The organism is Enterobacter sp. 50793107 (assembly GCF_001463365.1).
Taxonomy (GTDB): domain Bacteria; phylum Pseudomonadota; class Gammaproteobacteria; order Enterobacterales; family Enterobacteriaceae; genus Enterobacter; species Enterobacter cloacae.
The window spans coordinates 17,200-39,289 of record NZ_LNII01000083.1 but is presented as its reverse complement, the minus strand read 5'-3'; the positions used below and the strand labels follow the sequence as shown (position 1 = coordinate 39,289).

General features: G+C 56.8%; 19 protein-coding genes. 8 read left to right on the top strand and 11 right to left on the bottom strand.

Going from position 1 to position 22,090, the window contains the following annotated elements; genetic code table 11:
• Window positions 1-51 precede the first annotated feature (51 nt).
• The gene (rhaS, locus tag APU11_RS12775; RefSeq protein WP_023621836.1) at window positions 52-888 is read right to left on the bottom strand and encodes an HTH-type transcriptional activator RhaS; all 837 of its coding nucleotides are present in this window, start codon (window positions 886-888) and stop codon (window positions 52-54) included.
• Window positions 889-1,189: 301 nt separating this feature from the next.
• Between rhaS and rhaB the strand changes: the two genes are divergently transcribed.
• The 5 genes from rhaB (at window position 1,190) to rhaM (ending at window position 6,368) form a co-directional block, all read left to right on the top strand.
• On the top strand, window positions 1,190-2,659 hold the full coding sequence (gene rhaB / locus APU11_RS12765) for a rhamnulokinase (RefSeq protein ID WP_058651854.1): 1,470 nt from the start codon (window positions 1,190-1,192) through the stop codon (window positions 2,657-2,659).
• Window positions 2,656-3,915: an L-rhamnose isomerase gene (gene rhaA, locus APU11_RS12760; RefSeq protein WP_058651852.1), complete on the top strand. Its 1,260-nt coding sequence runs from the start codon at window positions 2,656-2,658 to the stop codon at window positions 3,913-3,915. The genes rhaB and rhaA overlap by 4 nt, the downstream gene beginning before the upstream one ends.
• Before the next feature lie 116 nt (window positions 3,916-4,031).
• A complete protein-coding gene (gene rhaD, locus APU11_RS12755) occupies window positions 4,032-4,862 on the top strand; it encodes a rhamnulose-1-phosphate aldolase (RefSeq protein WP_048972174.1) in 831 nt (276 codons plus the stop codon).
• A gap of 46 nt (window positions 4,863-4,908) precedes the next feature.
• Window positions 4,909-6,057, top strand: a complete 1,149-nt coding sequence (gene fucO, locus APU11_RS12750) for a lactaldehyde reductase (RefSeq protein WP_058651850.1) — start codon at window positions 4,909-4,911, stop codon at window positions 6,055-6,057.
• Window positions 6,054-6,368: an L-rhamnose mutarotase gene (gene rhaM / locus APU11_RS12745; RefSeq protein ID WP_013099341.1), complete on the top strand. Its 315-nt coding sequence runs from the start codon at window positions 6,054-6,056 to the stop codon at window positions 6,366-6,368. The genes fucO and rhaM overlap by 4 nt, the downstream gene beginning before the upstream one ends.
• Here the strand turns inward: rhaM and APU11_RS12740 are convergent.
• The 4 genes from APU11_RS12740 to APU11_RS12725 form a co-directional block, all read right to left on the bottom strand.
• A complete protein-coding gene (locus tag APU11_RS12740) occupies window positions 6,356-7,633 on the bottom strand; it encodes an MFS transporter (protein WP_058651847.1) in 1,278 nt (425 codons plus the stop codon). The genes rhaM and APU11_RS12740 overlap by 13 nt on opposite strands.
• Window positions 7,634-7,677: 44 nt before the next feature.
• Window positions 7,678-9,801, bottom strand: coding sequence for an alpha-galactosidase (locus APU11_RS12735; RefSeq protein WP_058651846.1), 2,124 nt, complete (start codon window positions 9,799-9,801; stop codon window positions 7,678-7,680).
• 104 nt (window positions 9,802-9,905) lie between these two features.
• Window positions 9,906-11,000, bottom strand: a complete 1,095-nt coding sequence (locus tag APU11_RS12730) for a LacI family DNA-binding transcriptional regulator (protein ID WP_255250413.1) — start codon at window positions 10,998-11,000, stop codon at window positions 9,906-9,908.
• Window positions 10,919-11,467, bottom strand: a complete 549-nt coding sequence (locus APU11_RS12725) for an XRE family transcriptional regulator (protein WP_013099345.1) — start codon at window positions 11,465-11,467, stop codon at window positions 10,919-10,921. The genes APU11_RS12730 and APU11_RS12725 overlap by 82 nt, the downstream gene beginning before the upstream one ends.
• A 101-nt stretch (window positions 11,468-11,568) precedes the next feature.
• Here APU11_RS12725 and APU11_RS12720 point away from each other — a divergent pair, with 101 nt between their 5' ends.
• Both APU11_RS12720 and APU11_RS12715 read left to right on the top strand, forming a co-directional pair.
• Window positions 11,569-12,228 (top strand): AzlC family ABC transporter permease, encoded by a 660-nt coding sequence (locus tag APU11_RS12720; protein WP_038985297.1) that lies wholly within the window; start codon window positions 11,569-11,571, stop codon window positions 12,226-12,228.
• Entirely contained in the window at window positions 12,228-12,551 is a 324-nt protein-coding gene (locus APU11_RS12715) for an AzlD domain-containing protein (protein WP_020686891.1), read from the top strand. The genes APU11_RS12720 and APU11_RS12715 overlap by 1 nt, the downstream gene beginning before the upstream one ends.
• A gap of 39 nt (window positions 12,552-12,590) precedes the next feature.
• On the opposite strand, the gene APU11_RS12710 is transcribed toward APU11_RS12715, so the two are convergent.
• The 6 genes from APU11_RS12710 to fdhD form a co-directional block, all read right to left on the bottom strand.
• Window positions 12,591-13,181, bottom strand: coding sequence for a hypothetical protein (locus tag APU11_RS12710; protein ID WP_045901596.1), 591 nt, complete (start codon window positions 13,179-13,181; stop codon window positions 12,591-12,593).
• The gene (locus APU11_RS12705; protein WP_058651844.1) at window positions 13,172-15,601 is read right to left on the bottom strand and encodes a fimbrial biogenesis outer membrane usher protein; all 2,430 of its coding nucleotides are present in this window, start codon (window positions 15,599-15,601) and stop codon (window positions 13,172-13,174) included. Before APU11_RS12705 ends, APU11_RS12710 begins: the two co-directional genes overlap by 10 nt.
• A 20-nt stretch (window positions 15,602-15,621) precedes the next feature.
• Window positions 15,622-16,305 (bottom strand): fimbria/pilus chaperone family protein, encoded by a 684-nt coding sequence (locus tag APU11_RS12700; RefSeq protein ID WP_058651843.1) that lies wholly within the window; start codon window positions 16,303-16,305, stop codon window positions 15,622-15,624.
• A gap of 74 nt (window positions 16,306-16,379) precedes the next feature.
• Window positions 16,380-17,078: a DUF1120 domain-containing protein gene (locus APU11_RS12695; protein ID WP_047351647.1), complete on the bottom strand. Its 699-nt coding sequence runs from the start codon at window positions 17,076-17,078 to the stop codon at window positions 16,380-16,382.
• A 403-nt stretch (window positions 17,079-17,481) separates the two neighbouring features.
• Entirely contained in the window at window positions 17,482-17,694 is a 213-nt protein-coding gene (locus APU11_RS12690) for a DUF1471 domain-containing protein (protein WP_013099352.1), read from the bottom strand.
• Window positions 17,695-17,808: 114 nt separating this feature from the next.
• Window positions 17,809-18,645, bottom strand: coding sequence for a formate dehydrogenase accessory sulfurtransferase FdhD (gene fdhD / locus APU11_RS12685; RefSeq protein ID WP_058651841.1), 837 nt, complete (start codon window positions 18,643-18,645; stop codon window positions 17,809-17,811).
• A gap of 383 nt (window positions 18,646-19,028) precedes the next feature.
• Between fdhD and fdnG the strand changes: the two genes are divergently transcribed.
• Complete coding sequence (gene fdnG / locus APU11_RS12675) at window positions 19,029-22,079, top strand: formate dehydrogenase-N subunit alpha (RefSeq protein WP_096897100.1); 3,051 nt, start codon at window positions 19,029-19,031, stop codon at window positions 22,077-22,079.
• Window positions 22,080-22,090: the final 11 nt, after the last annotated feature.

Below are 22,090 nucleotides of genomic sequence, written 5' to 3'. Positions count from 1 at the left end.
ACCGGACATTATTAGCCTTTTTGCGGCAATAAAACGGTGATTGCCTTCGCGTTACTGGAGTGAAGCATCCTTCCCCTGACGGATATCGCGCGGCGACCAGCTAAACTCGCGGCGAAAAAGGGTTGAAAAGTGATTACTGTCGCCGAAACCGCAGCGATAGGCGATATCCGTGACGCTTTCATCGGTATGACGTAAAAGATGACGCGCCTTAATCAGGCGCAGGCGATTGAGGTAGCGCTGGGGCGTCAGCCCGGTGTGTTGCTTGAGCTGACGATGAAGCGTGCGTAACGACAGCGAAAACTCATCCGCCAGCGTTTCCCAGCACACATCCTCGGCGAAATGGTCCTCCAGCCAGGCCATCAGTTGGTTCAGCCGCGCGTCGTTATTTGCCAGCCCTTCCACCAGAGAGCTGCGACGCAGCAGCACCAGCAGCTGCATAAACAGCAGCTCGCGGGTGGCAATGGCATGGGTCTCCTGCCCGTCCTCGCTCTGCTCCAGTTGATTCACCAGCTGGCGCACCTGCTGCAACGTGGACTGATTCACCCGCCAGTGAGACGGGTAGTGCCCATCCTGCTCCTGAGGCAGGAGCTTATTCAACCCCGACAGAAACTGGAACGCGTCCGGCGAACGATAGAGCACGTTGGTCAGACACAGGTTGTCGGTGTGTTCATACAAATGCCTGTCGTGATCGCGCACGAAGCACACCATACCGCCGCTGATGGTGTACGGCTGGCCGTTAAAGACGTGAATGCCTGTCCCATGCTCGACAATCACAATTTCATGAAAATCATGATGATGTTCAGGAAACGCAGCCTGCGGGAGCCGTGGCTCAATCGCGACCGGAGACGTTCCCGACGGGAAAAAATCGACGCTGTGCAGTACGGTCATAACGGCCCCCACCAATGAGAAAAGTTCTCAAAATAGTAATTAAGGCCTTCCGCACTCACCTTAAATTTTTGACAGCAAACGTCGCAAAAGCTGTCCATTTTTCAAGAAACAGACGGAAAAATCGGGAAATGCGGTCAGCGTCACATTGACCGTAAACCCCGCCCTGACTGGAAATTGTGAACTCCCTCACGTTCATCTTTGCTTTCTTGCCAGCGCGAGATTCCGGCTGTCAGTGACGAGAAGGTGGTCTTTTCTTCCCTTTTTTACACTCAGCACCAATGACTTAAGAAGGGACCTGACCATGACTTTTCGCCATTGTGTGGCTGTCGATTTAGGCGCATCCAGCGGCCGCGTAATGCTCGCCACCTGGGACTGCGGCAAGCGCACACTTACGCTTCGCGAAATGCACCGTTTCGCCAACTGCCTGCAAAAACTGGACGGTTTTGATACCTGGGATATTGATGCCCTGGAAGCGGAGATCCGCACCGGGCTGAACAACGTCTGCAACGACGGCATTCGCATCGACAGCATTGGCATTGATACCTGGGGGGTGGACTACGTTCTGCTCGACAGCCACGGCGACCGCGTCGGCCTGCCCGTCTCGTATCGCGACAGCCGCACCGACGGGCTGATGGCACAGGCCATCGCGCAGCTTGGCAAGGACAACATCTATGGCCGCAGCGGCATTCAGTTTCTGCCCTTTAACACGCTGTATCAGCTGCGCGCGCTGGTTGAGCAGCAGCCGGAGCTGGTCAAAAAGGTGGCGCACGCGCTGCTGATCCCGGACTACTTAAGCTACCGGCTGACCGGCAACATGAACTGGGAATACACCAACGCCACCACCACGCAGCTGGTCAATATCAACACCGACAGCTGGGATGAAACCCTGCTGGCCTGGACCGGCGCTTCGCCTTCCTGGTTCGGCACGCCGACCCATCCGGGTAACGTAATCGGTTACTGGATTTGCCCGCAGGGGAATGAAATCCCGGTGGTCGCCGTCGCCAGTCACGACACCGCCAGCGCGGTGATTGCATCTCCGTTGGCCGGTAAAGACGCGGCCTATCTCTCTTCCGGCACCTGGTCGCTGATGGGCTTTGAGAGCAAAACGCCGTACACCAGCGACGCCGCGATGGCAGCAAACATCACTAACGAAGGCGGTGCCGAAGGCCGCTACCGCGTGCTGAAGAACATCATGGGGCTCTGGCTGCTCCAGAGGATGCTGAAAGAGCAACACATTGCCGACCTGCCTGCGCTTATCGCAGAGACCGAAAAGCTGAAGGCCTGTACGTTCCTGATCAACCCGAACGACGACCGCTTTATTAACCCGGTGCATATGAGCGCCGAAATCCAGGCCGCCTGTTTCGAAGCCGGTCAGCCGGTGCCTTCCCGTCCTGCCGAGCTGGCGCGCTGCATTTTTGACAGCCTGGCCCTGCTCTACGCGGATGTTCTGAGCGAGCTGGCGAGCCTTCGCGGCAAACCGTTCAGCCAGCTGCATATCGTGGGCGGCGGCTGCCAGAACCAGCTGCTGAACCAGCTCTGCGCCGATGCCTGCGGCATCACCGTGGTGGCGGGTCCGGTGGAGGCCTCAACGCTCGGCAACATCGGTATTCAACTGATGACTCTGGACGAACTTTCAGACGTCGACGAATTCCGTTCGGTGGTCACCGCGAATACCCGCCTGACCACCTTCACCCCTAATCCCTGCCATGAAATTGCCCGCTACCGGGCGCAGTTTCAGCAAAAACGACTGACTAAGGAGCTTTGCGCATGATCACTCAACTTGAACAAGCCTGGGACCTGGCTAAACAGCGTTTCGCCGCCGTCGGCGTGGATGTCGACGCGGCGCTGCGCCAGCTCGACCGTCTGCCTGTCTCCATGCACTGCTGGCAGGGCGATGACGTCGCCGGCTTCGAGAACCCGGGCGGTTCTCTGACGGGTGGCATTCAGGCGACGGGTAACTACCCGGGCAAAGCGCGCAACGCCACCGAACTGCGTGCGGATCTGGAACTGGCGCTGAGCCTGATCCCGGGGCCAAAACGCCTGAACCTGCACGCGATCTATCTGGAGTCCGACGAGCCGGTGGCGCGTAACGAGATCAAACCGGAGCACTTTAAAAACTGGGTGGAATGGGCCAAAGCCAACAAACTGGGTCTGGACTTTAACCCGTCCTGCTTCTCGCACCCGCTGAGCGCAGACGGGTTTACCCTTGCACATGCCAACGACGACATCCGTCAGTTCTGGATCGACCATGTTAAAGCCTGCCGCCGCGTCTCGGCCTGGTTTGGCGAGCAGCTTGGCACGCCGTCGGTGATGAACATCTGGATCCCGGACGGTATGAAAGACATCACCGTCGACCGTCTCGCCCCGCGTCAGCGCCTGCTGGCCGCGCTGGATGAGGCCATCAGCGAAAAACTCAACCCGGCGCACCACATCGACGCGGTGGAGAGCAAGCTGTTCGGCATTGGCGCGGAGAGCTATACCGTCGGCTCGAACGAGTTCTACATGGGTTACGCCACCAGCCGCCAGACCGCGTTGTGCCTGGACGCCGGTCACTTCCACCCCACAGAAGTGATCTCCGACAAAATCTCCGCCGCCATGCTCTTCGTGCCGCGCCTGCTGCTGCACGTCAGCCGTCCGGTGCGCTGGGACAGCGACCACGTGGTGCTGCTGGATGACGAAACCCAGGCGATTGCCAGCGAAATCATCCGTCATGACCTGTTTGACCGCGTGCACATTGGCCTCGACTTCTTCGATGCCTCTATCAACCGCATCGCGGCATGGGTGATCGGCACCCGCAATATGAAAAAAGCCCTGCTGCGCGCGCTGCTGGAGCCAACCGCAGCGCTGAAACAGCTGGAAGCAAACGGTGACTACACCGCGCGCCTGGCGCTACTGGAAGAGCAGAAATCCCTGCCGTGGCAGGCCGTGTGGGAGATGTACTGCCAGCGTAACGACACACCAGCAGGCAGCCAGTGGCTGGAAAACGTGCGGGCGTATGAGAAAGACGTGTTAAGTCAGCGCGGGTAATTTTGCCCTCGCCCTAACCCTCTCCCACAGGGAGAGGGAACTTTTACCCCCTCTCCCTGTGGGAGAGGGCTGGGGTGAGGGATTTCACCTCACCGCGATAACTGGAAAAGAAAACTATGCAGACCATCACCACCTCCTGGTTCGTCCAGGGCATGATCAAAGCCACCTCTGATGCCTGGCTGAAGGGCTGGGACGAGCGTAACGGCGGCAACCTGACGCTGCGCCTGGACGACGCAGATATCGAACCCTACACCGCCGATTTCCACCAGAAGCCGCGCTATATTGCCCTGAGCCAGCCCATGCCGCTGCTCGCCAATACGCCGTTTATCGTCACCGGTTCCGGCAAGTTCTTCCGTAACGTCCAGCTCGATCCAGAGGCCAACCTTGGCGTGGTGAAAGTGGACAGCGACGGCGCGGGCTACCACATCCTGTGGGGCCTGACCGATGAGGCGGTACCCACGTCTGAACTGCCGGCACACTTCCTCTCCCACTGCGAGCGCATCAGGGCGACTGACGGCAAAGACCGCGTGATCATGCACTGCCACGCCACCAACCTGATCGCCCTGACCTATGTGCTGGAAAACAACCCGGATTTCATCACCCGCAAGCTGTGGGAAGGCAGCACCGAGTGTCTGGTGGTCTTCCCGGACGGGGTCGGCATTCTGCCGTGGATGGTACCGGGCACCGACGAAATCGGCCAGGCGACCGCCAGAGATATGCAAAAACATTCGCTGGTGCTGTGGCCGTTCCACGGCGTCTTCGGCAGCGGCCCTACGCTTGATGAAACCTTCGGCCTGATCGACACCGCCGAGAAATCCGCTGAAGTGCTGGTAAAGGTTTATTCCATGGGCGGTATGAAGCAAACCATTACCCGCGAAGAACTTATTGCGCTCGGCAAGCGCTTCGGCGTAACCCCGCTCCGTTCAGCGCTGGAAATATATGCATAAACCCTCGCTGACCGGACAGTCCGGGCGATAGTTAAGGAGAATTATCATGAGCTTTATGTTGGCACTTCCAAAAATCAGCCTGCACGGCGCGGGCGCTATTGGCGACATGGTCAAGCTGGTGGCGAACAAACGGTGGGGCAAAGCGCTGATTGTCACCGACGGCCAGCTGGTGAAGCTGGGCCTGCTGGACAGTCTGTTTACCGCGCTGGATGCGCACCAGATGTCATATCAGCTGTTTGACGGAGTCTTTCCCAACCCGACGGAGGCGCTGGTGCAAAAAGGCTATGCAGCATACCGGGACGCGGAATGTGATTATCTTATCGCCTTCGGCGGCGGCAGCCCGATTGATACCGCCAAAGCGATTAAAATCCTCACCGCCAATCCGGGTCCGTCCACCGATTATTCCGGCGTCGGCAAGGTGAAAAACCCGGGTGTGCCGCTGGTGGCGATCAACACCACCGCAGGCACGGCGGCGGAGATGACCAGCAACGCGGTAATTATTGACTCCGCGCGTCAGGTGAAAGAGGTGATCATCGACCCGAACATCATTCCGGATATTGCCGTGGATGATGCCAGCGTGATGCTGGATATTCCTGCGTCCGTCACTGCCGCAACGGGAATGGATGCGTTAACGCACGCCATTGAAGCCTATGTGTCCGTTGGCGCGCACCCGCTGACCGATGCCAACGCGCTGGAGGCGATTCGCCTGATAAACTTCTGGCTGCCCAAAGCGGTCGACGACGGTCATAACCTGGAAGCACGCGAGCAGATGGCGTTTGGTCAGTATCTGGCGGGCATGGCGTTTAACAGTGCTGGCCTCGGCCTCGTGCATGCCCTGGCGCACCAGCCGGGCGCGACGCACAATCTGCCGCACGGCGTGTGTAACGCCATCCTGCTGCCGATCATCGAAAACTTTAACCGCCCGAACGCCGTAGCACGGTTTGCTCGCGTGGCGCAGGCGATGGGCGTCGACACGCGCGGCATGAGCGACGAGGCGGCCAGTCTGTCAGCGATTCAGGCGATTCGCGACCTGAGCGCCCGCGTCGGCATTCCGTCCGGCTTCAGCCAGCTTGGTGTCACCAAAGCCGATATCGAAGGCTGGCTGGATAAAGCCCTCGCCGACCCGTGCGCGCCATGCAACCCGCGCACCGCCAGTCGCGACGAGGTGCGCGAGCTGTATCTGGAGGCATTATGATCCGCAAAGCCTTTGTGATGCAGGTAAACCCGGACGCGCACGAGGAGTACGCGCGTCGCCACAACCCCATCTGGCCCGAGCTGGAAGCGGTGCTGAAGGACCACGGCGCGCACCACTACGCCATTTATCTCGACCGGGAACGTAACCTGCTGTTTGCCACCGTAGAGATTGAATCGGAGGAGCGCTGGAACGCGGTCGCGAATACCGACGTCTGCCAGCGCTGGTGGAAACACATGCGTGATGTAATGCCGTCGAACCCGGACAACAGCCCGGTGAGTACCGGGCTGGAAGAGGTGTTTTATCTGGACTGACTGGTTAACGCTGCCGCGCCCGCGGCAGCGGCTATCTCCTGCCTGCTGCTCAGCGTAAACGCCGACACCACCGTAATTGCCAGCACGAAGCAGCCCAGCATCAGATACGTCTCCTGGAAGCCGATCCGGTCATACATATTTCCGGCAAAGGCGGAGAGGAAAATGGCCGCTGACTGTTTGGCAAACTGGAAGCCAATCAGATAGATAGTGGCCGAGAGTCGCGTATCAAACACGCCGGTGATGTACTTGAAGGCTCCCACCAGCAGGAACGGGACTTCCAGCGCGTGCAGCATTTTCAGGGCGATGACCTCCACGGCGGTGGTGGCAAACGACGAGCCGATGATGCGCGTCGCCATAATCAACCCGGCGATCAGCAGCGTATTTTTCGCCCCAATACGGTTAATGATCCACGGCGAGCAGAACATGATGATGGCGTTACAGATCTCCCCCGCCGTCGTCGCGAAACCAAAGGCGCGAGTGCCCTCCTGCGGCGTGGCGAAGAAGGTTTTGAAGAAGGTGGCGAACTGCTGATCAAAAACGTCATAGACGCAGGCCACGCCAATCACGTACAGAATAAACATCCACATTCTGCGCTGGCGGAACAGGTTAAAGACCGTTTTCGCGGTGATCTGCGGCTGGTTGGCCCCCAGGGCATTCATCACCTGTGCTGTCTGATTGGGCTTCGGCTTTGCGACCACCAGCAGCAGCATCAGCAACAGCGCCGCCGCCGAACCCATCCAGAAAACGTACGACGGATCGATACCAAACAGGATGCCCCCCGTTGAGGCGCACAGCCCCCAGCCGAGGCAGCCGAACATGCGCGCCTTACCGTATTCAAAAGCGCTTTTGCGGCTCACGCGTTCGATATAGGCCTCAATCGCCCCGGACCCGGCCGAGAAAACAAAGCCGATATACAGCCCACCGCTCAGCGCACCCAGCCAGATGTTGGTTTTCAGCAGCGGCGCGAAGACGTACAGGAAGAAGGGCGCGAACAGAAAGAGCAGTACAGAGATAATCCACAGCAGATGCTTTTTCAGCCCCAGCTTGTCCGAAATCACCCCCAGCACCGGCTGGAAGGCGATAGCCGACAGCGAAATGCAGGAGAAAACAATGCCGGTATGGGTTTTGTTCAGGCCGATGATGTCCGACAGCCAGATAGGCAGGAACGGAAAGCAGGTGGCCATGATGAAGAAGTAGAGAAAGAAGAACAGCCCGAAGATCCAGAAGTTAGGGTTGTCTTTGTGGGTACAGGTTGTTGTGTTCATTATTTTTATCCTCAACGGAGGGCCAGTTTCCCGGCCCGTCACCCTTACACGCGTTCCACACCAATCAGAATGGCGGTTTCCGGATCGAGAATCGGCAGCGCAATACCCGCCTGCATCAGCCACTCACCGTTCACCGTTTGCGGTGTCTCCATCCATGCCGGCAGCTTGCGCATGGTGTGCCCGCCCTCTCCCGTAATCTGAATATTCGGGTGATCGAGCAGCGAGATACGGTACTGCGCGCTGGCCTCCAGCCCCGGCATGCGCAGCGGCATCATCAGGGTATAATCCGGCATCGCGAGCTGGCTGACGATAAACAGTCCCTGCGACTTGTCTTCGCTCACGATCCCCTGTGCCAGCGTGGTGACGTCCGGCATATCTACGCGCCACTGGGTGCCATGGTGGATCACCTCGCGCCACTGCTTATGCAGCGCAGCGTAATGGCGATAACCTTCGCGCTCTTTCTCATCGACGGTGAGCGGATCCAGCTCCAGCCCCATATGGCCAAACAGCGCCGTCAGGCCGCGGAAGGCAATGCTGTGCTGGCGGAACGTCGCGTGGCATTTATGATGACCGATATGCGCGCCCATCACCTCCGGCGGGAAGAAGTAGCTCATGCCGCGCTGAATAGCGTTGCGCTCCAGCGCGTCGTTGTTGTCGGACGCCCAGAAGCGATGGCTGCGAGTCAGCACCTCGTAATCGATTCGTCCGCCACCGGAGGAGCAGGATTCAAATTCAATATGCGGGAAACGCTCGCCCAACACATCTAAAAGTCGATAAAACTGGCGGGTCTGCGCGTCGGCGGCCGCTCTGCCGTTATGGCCAGGCTGCACCAGCTCGCGGTTCATATCCCATTTCACATAATCAACCGCATGCTCACCCAGCAGCCAGCTCATGCGCTCCACCAGGTAATCAAACGCTTGCGGAATGTTCAGGTTGAGCACCAGCTGGTGTCGTCCGGTCGCCTGCGCGTATCCCGGCAGCGCCAGAACCCAGTCAGGATGCTCGCGGTAGAGATCGGAATCCGGGTTGATCATCTCCGGTTCAATCCAGATGCCGAACTCCATGCCGAGGTTTTTGACATGGTCGATCACTGGCCGCAGGCCGTTCGGGTATTTTTTTTCATCCAGATACCAGTCGCCCAGCGCAGCATGGTCGTCGTTGCGCCCTTTAAACCAGCCGTCGTCGATGATAAAGCGTTCCACACCCAGCGCGGCCGCCTCGTCAGCCATACGCATGATGTAGTTCGGATCATGGTTGAAGTAGATCCCCTCCCAGGTGTTGAGATGGACCGGACGCGGTTTGTTTTCCGGGAAACGGATGATGTTGTCGCGCAGGTAGCGGTGAAACTGCTGGCTCATGCCGTTCAGCCCGTGCGCGGAGTAGCTCGCATAAAGGCGTGGCGTCCAGAGCGTTTGTCCCTCTTCCAGCGCCATCTCTCCTGGCAGGTAGAGCGCTTCCGCTTGCAGATAGCGACGGCCATCGGTTTTGGCTTGAGCGCGAAGGCGATGGTTGCCGCTCCAGCCCAGATGCACACCCCAGACGTCGCCGTGCATTTCGCTGAACGACGGCGTGCCTGAAATGAGCGCCGGGAAGTGTTCGTGAGACGTTCTACCCCGGCGGTTCTCAATCAAAAAGCTGTCATGCTCCAGCATGACGCGGTGCGGCTGGAATTCACGGATCCAGCGGCCATGAAACGCCATCACCTCCCGGGCGCGCTCCGCCACGGGCAGCGTGACGGCAAAACGGTCCACCTGCCACGCCTGCGATTTCAGGTTGGTTACGCCGTGCCGCACGACCAGCACGCCGCTGGCGTCCAGCGCCAGCACGCTGGTCAGGCGCAGGCCCGCGTGTTCATCTTCTGCCGTTATCGTCAGGGTTTGTCCCTGCTGCTGCACGTCGGTGGTGCTGAAAACCGGGGAACCATCCAGCCCCTGCCGGTGCCCCTCAATGCCGGGTGAACCAAACAGGCCGTGTCCAGGTTCAGCCATCAGCGTAACCGGGGAATCCACGTCGAGCCTGCCGTTAGCCACCGGGCGTTCGAGCGTAGCGGCATCCTGCGGCGAAAAGTGCTGAAGGTGCGGCCCCCAGTAGAGAATTTCGGCAAACGGGTGCGTTTTTATCACCACGTCCACCGTGTTGCTTACGAGTCGAAAAACGGAATCTTGCATCAGACATCTCCAGTCATCGGGATGTCCTGAGTGTTGATCCGAAACGTTTCGGATACAAACCAAAACGTTTCGGATCTGTGATCGGGTTTGGAATTTTGCGTTGTTTACGCCGTCTGGCCTGGGGAGAATTCCGGCTGCCAGAGCACCTGAAGAGTGTCGATGTCGTCGCCGTTAATCAGCTGGCGCACCATATCGGCAATCTGCTTCCCGACGCCCTGACGGGTAGACTGGATCACCGCCGCCACGTCGATATCGACGATGCTGTCCTGGGGCAAACCGTCGTAGACCACCAGCGATACGGCATTCTCGCCGGTTAGACGGCCAAGCTGTGCCAGCGCCATTGCCGCGCCGTCGCCGTGGGTGTTGCAGTCGGTGATGATGGCCGTGGGGGGTTGCGGCAGAGAGAGCAGCTCTTTTGTTGTGGCGTAGCCGACCCGGCGGGAAGGCGGCATGGCGCGCAGCCACTCGCTGGACAGCCCGGCTTCACGCAGCGCATCCAGATACCCCTGGCGACGCTGGGTGATGAACGCCTGGTTGTTACTTTCGCCGAGCAAAGCAATGCGCTGATGGCCTTTTTCGATCAGCCAGCGGGTGGCCTGATACGTACCGGCGTAGTTGTCAAAATCAAACCACGCGTAGGGCTGCGGCAGCTGACTGCGTCCGAGAGCCAGAAAGGGGAATCCGGCAGCCTGAAGCTGCTCAAGGCGCGGATCGTGATCCAGCGTGTGCGCCACAATCAGCGCATCCACGCGACGGCTTTGCACCATGCGCATATAGCTGTGTTTATCGGCCAGATCGTCATCGGCAATCAGCAGGAGATCGATTTCATGTCGCGCCAGTTCGTGGCTAATTTCGCCGACCATGTCCATAAATACGCTGTTATTGAGCGGAACAGGATGTACCGGAAAAACCAGCCCCACCGCGTCGATCTTGCCCATCTTCAGACGACGGGCAAAGGTATTGGGCCGATAGCCGCGTCGCTGGGCTTCCGCTTCCACGCGGGCGCGCGTCTCGCTGGAGACGTCGTCATATCCGTTGAGGGCACGACTGACGGTGGTAACCGAAAGCCCCAGTTCTTTGGCGATAGCTTTAAGCGACATGCGTTTCCGTTTCCTGGTTAATTTTGTTCCGCCACCAGTAGCGCGTAGGTGTCTGGCTCCAGGGCCTTGAAGATATGCGGTTCGTCGGCGGGATAGCAAATGTAATCCCCTGCCTCCAGCACCTCCGCGGCATCAAGCAGACCGACCAGTGCCCGGCCCTGGGTCACAATAATATGTTCAACCGACCCCGGTGAATGGGGCTGGGAAATACGATCGGCACCTGGCTGGGTGATGAGCAGGTAGACATCGCGCCGTGCGCCCGGGGGGCATGCCGCCAGCAGAATGGCTTCGTAATTGGCCTGCCCGGCGACCACTTTTGTGCCTTCACCGCGGCGGATCACCTGCGTGGTCGGCTGCTGCGGCTCCAGCAACCGTGCAAAGGGAATATCCAGCGCCACACATAGCGACCACAGCGTCTCAAGGCTGGGATTGCCATTGCCGGACTCCAGCTGCGAAAGTGTGGATTTGGCGATACCGGCACGGCGGGCAATTTCCGCCAGTGAAAGTCCGGTTCGCAGGCGTTCTCGCACCAGACTTTTGGCGATCACGCTGATTGGCTGCGTCATAAACGGCCTCTTGTTCTATAAATCGAACGATTCGTTCATCTTGTAAACCGAATCTGATCCGTTCATTATAATGGATACACGTTCGATATGGCTAAAATTGTATGAAACGTTCTCTCTCTTGCCTGAAAGGCGACACCATCAAAGCAATTATCCTCGTTTGCCTCGCCGTTGGCGTGGTGGGGATGTCATACGGCTCGCTGGCGATGGCCTACGGTTTCCCGCTGTGGGTACCGTTTGTACTGTCTATTACCGTGCTGGCGGGGGCCTCGGAGTTTATGTTTATCGGTATCGTGGCGAGCGGGGGTAACCCACTGGCGGCGGCCGCGGCCGGGCTGCTGGTGAACGCCCGCCATGTGCCGTTTGGCGTTACGGTGCGCGAGCTGGTGGGTAAACGCGGTTTAAGTTTTTTGGGCTGCCACATCATGAACGACGAAAGCGTGGTGTTTGGGCTGTCGCAAAAAACCCCGGAGCAGCGCAAAACGGCCTACTGGCTGTGCGGCCTGGGCGTTGCCATTCTCTGGCCGCTGGGTACCCTGCTGGGTGCCATGGTCGGAAAACTGTTGCCGGCCCCGGAAACCATCGGGCTGGACGCGGTATTTCCGGCCATTTTGCTGGCCTTAGTGGTTCCGGCGTTTAAAAACCGCACCACGTTCATCCGCGCTTGCAGCGGCGCCGCCCTGTCGCTGGCCGCCGTACCGTTCGCTCCGGTGGGCTTACCGGTACTGCTCTCTTTACTCGGTCTCGCCGCGAGGAAAAAATAATGGAAAACATGACCCTCTTTATCCTCGGTATCGCCATTCTGTCAGCAGGGACCTATCTGATGCGTCTTGGCGGGGCGAAACTGGGTAGCCGACTGGCGCTGTCCGAGCGATCTCAGGCACTGCTGTCGGATGCGGCAACGGTGTTGCTGTTTTCCGTGGCGCTGGCGACCACCTTCTATGAAGGGGAACATTTCGCCGGAATGGCGCGGGTGCTGGGCGTGGCGTTTGCGGTGTTTCTGGCCTGGCGAAAAATGCCGTTAATTGTGGTGATCGTGGCGGCGGCGGTCGTTACGGCGCTGCTGCGTCTGGCGGGCATGGCATAAAAAAGCCCGACAGCACGCGTCCGTCGGGCAAGGCGGCGTTTACTGCGCCGCGAGGGTAACGTAATTCACCGTCAGCATTTCTTCGAGTTCCGCCGTGTTGCCGGTCCTGAACGCGTTATCGTTGAGATAAGTGACCACCGAGAGCGTAACAACCAGCTGTTTGCCCGCCACCTCGCTGCCGTTCACCGCCACAAGCGACGTATCCGGTGGCAGCGTAACCTCCGCTGCACCCGCGGTGACCTGCGCCGCGCCGCGCGGCACGGCCGCCAGCTGCACGGCACCATTATCCATGCGGGCCTCTTTCGCCGTGATTTTCAGCACACCGTTGTCGCTAAAGCGATACGCTTTATTTCCACGGGCCGGGCCGTCCACCTGCAGGCGGATCTTGCGCGCGTCCGGGCAGATCACCGACACCTGGATCTCACGTTCTGACGAGGCATAACCCCGGTACGTTTTTCCGGCAATATCCGTGCTGACCTCGCGCATCGCCTCCCGACGTAGCAGACCATTATTGATACTCTTTACAGACGAAACCACCTGACACTCTTCTTCTGCCAGGACGAAGGGAGCATGGCTGAGGGCGACGCAGGCCAGCAGCAGTAAACACGTGCGATGAATAATCAGAGACATTTTCCGTTTATCTCCTCGTAGAATTGAGTGGGGTCCGCTTCCGGCAAAGTGAAACTCAGCGTGCAACGGCCAGCATCCTGCTTCGCATACAGCGTCTGGCTGGCGGAAATATCATTCAGGAAAATGATGCCGTCTTCCGGTGCAGAGGTGATGTACTCCCCTTTCCCGTTCACGACAGAAACGCCTTTCGGTAACGGCGTGCCGTCCGCGCGCGTAATGTTCAGCAGCACGCGGCGCTGGCTCAGCGTGGTGAACTTCCAGTGAGCAAATGCTCCGTGGGAGGCCTTCAGCGACGCATGACCGTTGCTGACGTCAACATTGCCCGGCAGGCTTTGGGTATCTATTTCAACCGTACTTTCGCTGAACGGTGTCAGGGCGGGCACAACCGCTCTGCCCCATTTGTCCGTCCAGACGTTACCGCGCGGGGTACCTATCGCCACCCCGGCAACGGGCTTGTCCAGCGCCACTACCGCATAGGTATCTGTTACCGGATAAGGTGAGAAGGTAACGCCATCACCGTGCGCGACAATGCCGCCGCTCAGTGCGATCGAGGAGTTACGGTTACTTTCATTGTCACCGCCAATCCCCAACGCGAGCGTGGTGTAGTGCAGGTTACTGTTCAGCGAACCATCCCAGTTGGTTACGCTGTCATCGTGATCCTGAGAGACGCCCACCGTGTAGGTGTTTTCATCGTTAAATGACCCCATGGCGCGGGTCCCGTAAGAGGCTTTGCCCTCGTTTTCACGGTACCAGCTGTTGGTGGACACGCCGGTGCGGCCCAGCGGCACAGAGACGTTCACATAAAACATATCGCTGTCGCTGGTGTACTTATCACCGTGGCTGATGTCTGATTCCCAGTTTACGCTGACGTTAAAATAGCGGAACGACCGCGACCATGACGAAATGATGCGGCGGCTGTCGTATTCGCTGTTCCATGTCTGGTTGTTGTAATAGCTCAGAGAGAAACGGCCCAGCGTCGGGTTCGACCAGCTCACGCCAACGTTGGTGTCGTATTTTGTGGTCGAGTAGTCATCGTCATCGCTGTATAACTCCTGCATTTCACGATACTTCGGCGTACCGTAGCTCCCGCCAAGGGACAGGCCGAGCCCCCACGGTAAGGCGTAGCCGAGATCCAGCGTGGTTTTGTTACCGTCGGTTTGCGAGAGGTTATCAATGGAGCCGAGAAAACCCAGCGAGGCATACATATGCTGCATCGGCACGGTGTCAATGTTGGCGGAGAAACCGTAATAGTGGTTATCTGCCATCACCATGCCGGCGAGAAAGTTCATCCGGTTGTTAATGGACCAGCCGTTTGATGCGGCGACAATCCACGGCTGCGTAAAGTTTGTCTCCATGTCCTCTGCACGCCCGACGGCCAGTGAAAACCCCGGCGCGCGGCCCACGTGGTTGCTACGGAAGGTGCTGGCGGAAACCGTAAAATGGCTTTCGCTGCCGTCGGTTTCCGTCACCGTGACCTTTAAATCCGTGTTCAGGTTGGCAACCGGCACATCGCTTAAGGTGAACGGCCCGGCAGGTACCAGCGTGGAGAAGATCAGCTGTCCACCCTGGCGAATGTCCACGCGCGCCTGGGCGTTGCGGGCAATACCACTCACCTCAATACCGCTGCTGTAGCCCGGCAGGAGAGCGTTATCCGGCATCATCTGTACGCCATAGATGCCGGGGATACTGAAGCGGCTGTTGGCGATGTTAATTTGCCCCCCCTGCACCATCACGCCGTAGTCGGTAAAGGTGCGCTGTGCATAGGTGTAGAGCGAGTCGCTCTCGAACGACATGCCGCTGCCGTCGCTGATAAACTGCGAACTGCGCACAATCCAGTCGCCTGCGTTAAAGCCAAATTCAAACGAAGCCTGAAAGCGATCGGACTTATCATCATCAAAGTCGTAATGGGTGCCAAACATGGAGTAGTTCAGCATAGCCGCGCGTCCGCCACGCACGTCAGCCACCTGGCGGCCACTTTCCGGGTTAATGGCCTCCGGCGGAACAACCAGTGAAATTTCGTCTACGTCTGGAGAAGTGACGACCGTTGCGTTTTTCCAGTACTGGTGAATTGAAGGGCACGTTTCACGCTTGAGCTTTTTATATAACCCGGCGGCGTCCAGAAATTCCCCATCAATACACGGAAGACCTTCATCATTAAATTTCACGGGCATAATGCCGCGCTTTTTGCCGTTAATAAGCACGGTGACATTATGGTAACCCGGCATAAATCGCGGGGCGACGGCATAATAGTCAGCAATAGCCGGATCGAGGCCATTCTCTTTTAACGCCTGGGTATCGAAAAACGCTCTTGCCAGCTCCATACTGGGCGCTGCCGTTGGCAGAATTTCTGCACGAATTCCGAATGCCACCGCGCTCAGGCAAAATGCCAGCACGCCTGTTTTACAGGGGGAAATTTTCATGGCCACTCCGTCGGGTATTATTATTTTAATTCAGCAACGTAAGAACTGGCTTTATAGCCAAAGCGGGTAGCAGGGTACATTTCTACTTTGTTATTCTGCCCGGATATTTTGTTTTCTGACGTCGCTATCATCGTCTGGCCGGGAAGAATATAGCTTTTATCGAATTTGACCTTAACTCGTGACGGTAATAACGTGGCGTTTTGCTCCATACGCACCACATAAGGTGTATCGTTTACCACCGTCAGGTTGCCGTTTTTAATCTGCCAGCGCAGATCTTTCCACGGTTCCATATTCACGTCGAGACCCGCCGGGTGAATAATGACCGGGAGATTCTGGCTGAACACCATTTTCACTTTATTCTGCTCTCGTTGCGGAATAGTGGAAAAAATGACGCGCTTTAAGTGTTCTGTTTTTAATTTTTCCGCGCTGTCTTTTAAGACAAAGCGGACACGCTGCGTTTTACCGGCATTTACACGTACCACCGGTTGAGTGACAATAACACCAGGTGTGGGATCGTCCGGTAAATCGACAACACGGGTATAAAGAAGCTGGGCGGTATCGTCGCTATTTTTCACATCCATGCTCGCTCCCCGCTCGTCTTCGTTAATCAACAGCAGGGAAGTATCTGGCACCATACCGGCGGCAAATGTCTGCAACGACGAAAGCAGGCAAACGCAGAGCAACGTTTTTTTAGAGAGAATCATAATATTAGTCCGTTAATATTGATGGAAACTGCTCCCCTAATCAGAGGAGCAGTGAATTATCAGCACTGTGATAATCAGAGGTAAACCAGCTCAACGTTGGTTAAACCGTCCAGCGTCACTTCATCCGTGACGTTTAAATCGTTGGTTGGGTTGATTGTGGCGCTCACAGCAACCTTAAAGTTGATCTTGCTTTCTGCAGAAGGCGCGCCACTCGTTTTATCTGAAGCAAAGGCATAAATTTCAGAATTGTCACTGTAAATTTGCATATAGTCGGCGCCTCTAACAACCCAGCCTTTTCCACCATCTATACTCGCCAATGGATAAAGCGGGTCCCCATTACTGTTAGTGTTTGCACCTTGAGTACGGAATAACGCTAATGCATAGGCACCAATTTTTTTATCGTTATACATTCCCAGACCAAACACAGTAGATGGCGAACCGGTAAAGCCATTACCCATTACGACGTTTTCAGTGGGTGAAGAGTCATCACGCGAATCGGTAAACTTCACAGCAACACGCGTGGCTTCTTCACAGGTAATGGCAACAGGAATTTCTTTCATTTCCGTCAGCGGGGTCATGCTGGTCGAGTTGAGTGAGGCAACCTTCATGGTACCAAAGTCAGCCACACCGCCACCGCTTGGGAAGGCTGGAGTGCATGAGGATGGAAGGATTTTACCTGTTACTTTAATATCAATGCTTTGTGCAGCCATAGCTGTATTAACCGACATGGCTAACGCTGTAACCAGCATTCCTTTTTTGATCAATGCGTTCATTCAATTTCCTTATTAAGGTGAAATACAAAAGAAAGCCAAATGCCAACATTTGGCCGAGGGTATCGATAAGCAATATTAATTGCCGGAAAATACCAGCATCAATAACCGCTATCAATTGTCTGACCCATCTTTAGGATTTAGACCTGAGGAATTCCTTAACTATTAAGATCAATTATTTGGAATATGAATGTAAATAGCGCCAGCGGCTTAAAAGCATTGAAGAGAATGATGTTATCGACAGTCTTATCAGACAAATTATTTAAGAGGGTTATTTAACGATAAGCGCTAAACAGGAATAACGATTGAGAAGGGAGAGGAAATATCGCCTTTGCAAGCGAGAAGCAGGATGAGTTTTTTTACACCTGTCCCCGCTCCGAAGAGCAAGGGACAGTGGCAACACAACTTATTTATTCAGTTCAGCGGTCATATGTACGCGGTTACCAGAGAATGCCTGAGTAATTTTGTAAGAGGACGCGCCCGCTTCCTGAGCCTGAGCGGCGATTTTCGCTTCTGCGCCATCCAGCGTGGAGGCGGAAGCGGTGACAGTCTGTGCAGCGAAAGAACCGAATGAAGCAGCCAGAGCGATTACAGCGACAAAAGTTTTGATGCTTTTCATGATATAAACCCTTTCGTTAAGTTGTTTTGGTAAGGCACCGTGCCTTGATGAGATAAATACTAGACCTCATGACCGACAACTAAAAGCGGAAGGATTTGCTAATATCATTCAAAATTACTGATCAACAATTAAACGCTGAGGATGCGTGTAAACGGTAGCCCTTCCCTGTTTGCAGAAGCCGACCAGCGTCAGGTTACAACGCTCTGCCACCTCTACCGCCAGCGTCGTCGCCGCCGAGACCGCAAACAGGATTTCGACGCCGCACATCGCAGACTTTTGCACCATCTCGTAGCTGGCGCGGCTGGAAACCAGCGCTGCGCCGTGCTGCCAGAGATCGCTCTCCCGCGCCCGACGCCCCATCAGTTTATCCAGTGCCACATGACGTCCCACGTCTTCATGCCCCCCGGCGATGTCGCCTGATGGCAGAACCCATGCCGCCGCATGCGTACAGCCGCTCAACTGGCCGATGGGCTGCACGTCGTTGAGGTGGGCAAGCGCGTGGTCGAGGTTGGCCAGATTGAAGGTCTGCGTAAAGGGCAACGGCGCGACCGGTTTGCCGATATCGTTCAGTTGCTCAACGCCACAGACGCCGCACCCTGTTCGCCCGGCCAACGCACGACGACGCTCCTTCAGCCCCATAAAGCGACGGCTGGAGAGTTCGATCTGCACTTCCAGACCGTTGCAGGCCTGAACCACATCCATGCCGTAAATGTCCTGCGGATGCGCAATGATGCCTTCCGAGAGCGAAAACCCGATGGCGAACAGTTCAAGATCTTTTGGCGACGCCATCATCACAACGTGCGAGATGCCGTTGTACACCAGGGCGACGGGAACTTCTTCCGCCAGAAAATCGGGCGTGGCGTGGGTAATGTGAGGGGGTCGATGTACCGACAGCTCCACAATGCCTGCTGGCAGCGGTGACGAGTGGGTAGCACGGTTTTGTTTAGACACAACGGTTTTCCTGAACAACCACGGAGGTGAGCCTGCTATTGCAGCATAAACCACAGGCCTTACGCATAGTATGGATCAACTTTTCAGCACCCAACCGCCTCAAGTTTACCTACTCATTCTGGAGAGGTGCAACCGGCGCCATGCTACACCCCTGTAACATGCGGGGTTAATAATGTGATTGATATCACACTTTATAATCAACACGGTGATAATACGTTCACTTTGTATTAACGCCATTGGAACAGGCGTACCGACATTGTGGTATTCTGGTGATATCCCCCGGAGAAATGAGGGATTAACGCAAATTTTTCTCCTTTGCGGTCATTATTCAACCGCGAAGTCAAAACTACATATGTAAGCAATGTCGAAACAAGGAGTGACCCATGCAGGTCAGCAGAAGGCAGTTCTTTAAGATCTGCGCTGGCGGTATGGCAGGCACCACGGCAGCGGCACTGGGCTTTGCGCCTGGCGTAGCGCTGGCGGAAACGCGGCAGTATAAACTGCTGCGCACCCGTGAAACCCGTAATACCTGTACGTACTGCTCTGTCGGTTGCGGGCTGTTAATGTATAGCCTCGGCGACGGTGCTAAAAACGCCAAAGCGTCTATCTTCCACATCGAAGGCGACCCGGACCACCCGGTCAACCGCGGCGCGTTGTGCCCGAAAGGGGCCGGTCTGGTGGACTTTATCCACTCCGAAAGCCGTCTGAAATTCCCGGAATATCGCGCGCCTGGCTCTGATAAATGGCAGCAAATCAGCTGGGAAGAAGCATTTGACCGCATCGCTAAACTGATTAAAGAAGACCGCGATGCCAACTTTATTGCGAAGAACGCCGACGGCGTGACGGTCAACCGCTGGCTCTCCACCGGGATGCTGTGTGCATCGGCTTCCAGTAACGAAACCGGTTATTTAACCCAGAAATTCACGCGCGCACTCGGTATGCTCGCGGTCGACAACCAGGCGCGTGTCTGACACGGACCAACGGTAGCAAGTCTTGCTCCAACATTTGGTCGCGGTGCGATGACCAACCACTGGGTCGACATCAAGAACGCCAACCTCATTGTGGTGATGGGCGGTAACGCCGCTGAAGCGCACCCTGTCGGGTTCCGCTGGGCGATGGAAGCCAAAATCCACAACGGTGCGAAACTGATTGTGATCGATCCCCGCTTTACGCGTACAGCGTCAGTGGCGGATTTCTACACCCCTATTCGTTCAGGTACTGACATCACTTTCCTGTCAGGCGTATTGCTGTACCTGATGACTAACGAAAAATACAACCGCGAATACACCGAAGCCTATACCAACGCCAGCCTGATCGTGCGTGAGGATTACCACTTCGAAGATGGCCTGTTCAGCGGTTACGATGCCGAAAAACGCAAGTACGACAAAACCAGCTGGAACTACGAGCTGGACGAGAACGGCTTTGCGAAGCGCGACACCACCCTGCAACACCCGCGCTGCGTGTGGAACCTGCTGAAAGAGCACGTTTCCCGCTATACGCCGGATGTTGTTGAGAACATATGTGGTACGCCAAAGGCTGACTTCCTGAAGGTCTGCGAGCTTATCGCCGAAACCAGTGCGAAAGACAAAACCGCGTCGTTCCTGTATGCCCTCGGCTGGACGCAACACTCCATTGGTGCGCAGAACATCCGTACCATGGCGATGGTTCAGCTGCTGCTCGGCAACATGGGGATGGCAGGCGGCGGCGTGAACGCCCTGCGCGGTCACTCCAACATTCAGGGTCTGACCGACCTCGGCCTGCTGTCACAAAGCCTGACAGGTTATATGAACCTGCCAAGCGAGAAACAACCGGACCTACAAACCTACCTGACAGCCAGCACGCCAAAACCGCTGCTTGAAGGCCAGGTGAACTACTGGGGCAACTATCCGAAGTTCTTCGTCTCGCTGATGAAAGCCTTCTACGGCGACAAAGCGACGGCGGAAAATAGCTGGGGCTTTGACTGGCTGCCGAAGTGGGACAAAGGTTACGACGTGCTGCAGTACTTCGAGATGATGCACCAGGGTCAGGTCAACGGCTACATTTGCCAGGGCTTTAACCCGGTCGCCTCGTTCCCGAACAAGAACAAGGTTGTCGAGTCGCTGTCGAAACTGAAGTTCCTGATTACCATCGACCCGCTCAACACCGAGACCTCGACCTTCTGGCAGAACCACGGTGAATCGAACGACGTCGATCCGTCAAAAATTCAGACCGAAGTATTCCGTCTGCCATCAACCTGCTTCGCGGAAGAGAACGGTTCTATCGTCAACTCTGGCCGCTGGTTGCAGTGGCACTGGAAAGGTGCGGACGCCCCGGGCATCGCCATGAACGACGGCGAGATCCTGGCCGGTATCTTCTTACGCCTGCGTAAGATGTACGCGGCAGAAGGCGGCGCGAACCCGGAACCGGTTCTGAACATGACCTGGAACTACTCGACGCCGGAGAATCCATCCCCGGAAGAAGTGGCGATGGAGAGCAACGGTAAGGCGCTGGCGGACGTTATCGACCCGGCCACCGGTACCGTGCTGGCGAAAAAAGGCGATCAGCTCAGCACCTTCGCGCACCTGCGTGATGACGGCACCACCTCAAGCGGTTGCTGGATCTTTACCGGTAGCTGGACGCCGAAAGGCAACCAGATGGCCAACCGCGATAACGCTGACCCATCGGGCCTTGGCAATACGCTGGGCTGGGCTTGGGCATGGCCGCTGAACCGCCGCATTCTCTATAACCGTGCCTCCGCTGACCCGCAGGGCAACCCGTGGGATCCGAAGCGTCAGCTTCTGAAATGGGACGGCGCGAAATGGGGCGGCGTGGATATTCCGGACTACAGCACTGCCGCACCAGGCAGCGATGTCGGGCCGTTTATCATGCAGCCTGAAGGGATGGGACGCCTGTTTGCCATCGATAAAATGGCGGAAGGGCCGTTCCCGGAACACTACGAGCCGTTTGAAACGCCGCTGGGTACTAACCCGCTGCACCCGAACGTGGTCTCTAACCCGGCTGCCCGTATCTTTAAGGGCGACTTTGAAGCGCTGGGTAAAAAAGACAAGTTCCCGTATGTGGGCACCACTTACCGTCTGACCGAGCACTTCCACTACTGGACCAAGCACGCGCTGCTTAACGCCATCGCGCAGCCGGAACAGTTTGTGGAGATCGGCGAGAAGCTGGCGAACAAGCTCGGCATTGCCCATGGCGATACCGTGAAGGTCTCCTCCAACCGTGGCTATATCAAGGCCAAGGCGGTAGTGACCAAGCGTATTCGCACGCTGAAGGTTCACGGTCAGCAGGTGGATACCATCGGTATTCCGATTCACTGGGGTTATGAGGGCGTGGCGAAGAAAGGGTTCATTGCGAACACCCTGACGCCATTCGTCGGTGATGCGAACACGCAGACGCCGGAGTTTAAGGCCTTCCTCGTGAACGTGGAAAAGGTGTAACGGAGACGACT

What these genes read in the sequence shown, in the direction of transcription:
- rhaS (WP_023621836.1), bottom strand. Translation starts at nt 888, where the DNA reads ATGACCGTACTGCACAGCGTCGATTTTTTCCCGTCGGGAACGTCTCCG.
- rhaB (WP_058651854.1), top strand. Translation starts at nt 1,190, where the DNA reads ATGACTTTTCGCCATTGTGTGGCTGTCGATTTAGGCGCATCCAGCGGC.
- rhaA (WP_058651852.1), top strand. Translation starts at nt 2,656, where the DNA reads ATGATCACTCAACTTGAACAAGCCTGGGACCTGGCTAAACAGCGTTTC.
- rhaD (WP_048972174.1), top strand. Translation starts at nt 4,032, where the DNA reads ATGCAGACCATCACCACCTCCTGGTTCGTCCAGGGCATGATCAAAGCC.
- fucO (WP_058651850.1), top strand. Translation starts at nt 4,909, where the DNA reads ATGAGCTTTATGTTGGCACTTCCAAAAATCAGCCTGCACGGCGCGGGC.
- rhaM (WP_013099341.1), top strand. Translation starts at nt 6,054, where the DNA reads ATGATCCGCAAAGCCTTTGTGATGCAGGTAAACCCGGACGCGCACGAG.
- APU11_RS12740 (WP_058651847.1), bottom strand. Translation starts at nt 7,633, where the DNA reads ATGAACACAACAACCTGTACCCACAAAGACAACCCTAACTTCTGGATC.
- APU11_RS12735 (WP_058651846.1), bottom strand. Translation starts at nt 9,801, where the DNA reads ATGCAAGATTCCGTTTTTCGACTCGTAAGCAACACGGTGGACGTGGTG.
- APU11_RS12725 (WP_013099345.1), bottom strand. Translation starts at nt 11,467, where the DNA reads ATGACGCAGCCAATCAGCGTGATCGCCAAAAGTCTGGTGCGAGAACGC.
- APU11_RS12720 (WP_038985297.1), top strand. Translation starts at nt 11,569, where the DNA reads ATGAAACGTTCTCTCTCTTGCCTGAAAGGCGACACCATCAAAGCAATT.
- APU11_RS12715 (WP_020686891.1), top strand. Translation starts at nt 12,228, where the DNA reads ATGGAAAACATGACCCTCTTTATCCTCGGTATCGCCATTCTGTCAGCA.
- APU11_RS12710 (WP_045901596.1), bottom strand. Translation starts at nt 13,181, where the DNA reads ATGTCTCTGATTATTCATCGCACGTGTTTACTGCTGCTGGCCTGCGTC.
- APU11_RS12705 (WP_058651844.1), bottom strand. Translation starts at nt 15,601, where the DNA reads ATGAAAATTTCCCCCTGTAAAACAGGCGTGCTGGCATTTTGCCTGAGC.
- APU11_RS12700 (WP_058651843.1), bottom strand. Translation starts at nt 16,305, where the DNA reads ATGATTCTCTCTAAAAAAACGTTGCTCTGCGTTTGCCTGCTTTCGTCG.
- APU11_RS12695 (WP_047351647.1), bottom strand. Translation starts at nt 17,078, where the DNA reads ATGAACGCATTGATCAAAAAAGGAATGCTGGTTACAGCGTTAGCCATG.
- APU11_RS12690 (WP_013099352.1), bottom strand. Translation starts at nt 17,694, where the DNA reads ATGAAAAGCATCAAAACTTTTGTCGCTGTAATCGCTCTGGCTGCTTCA.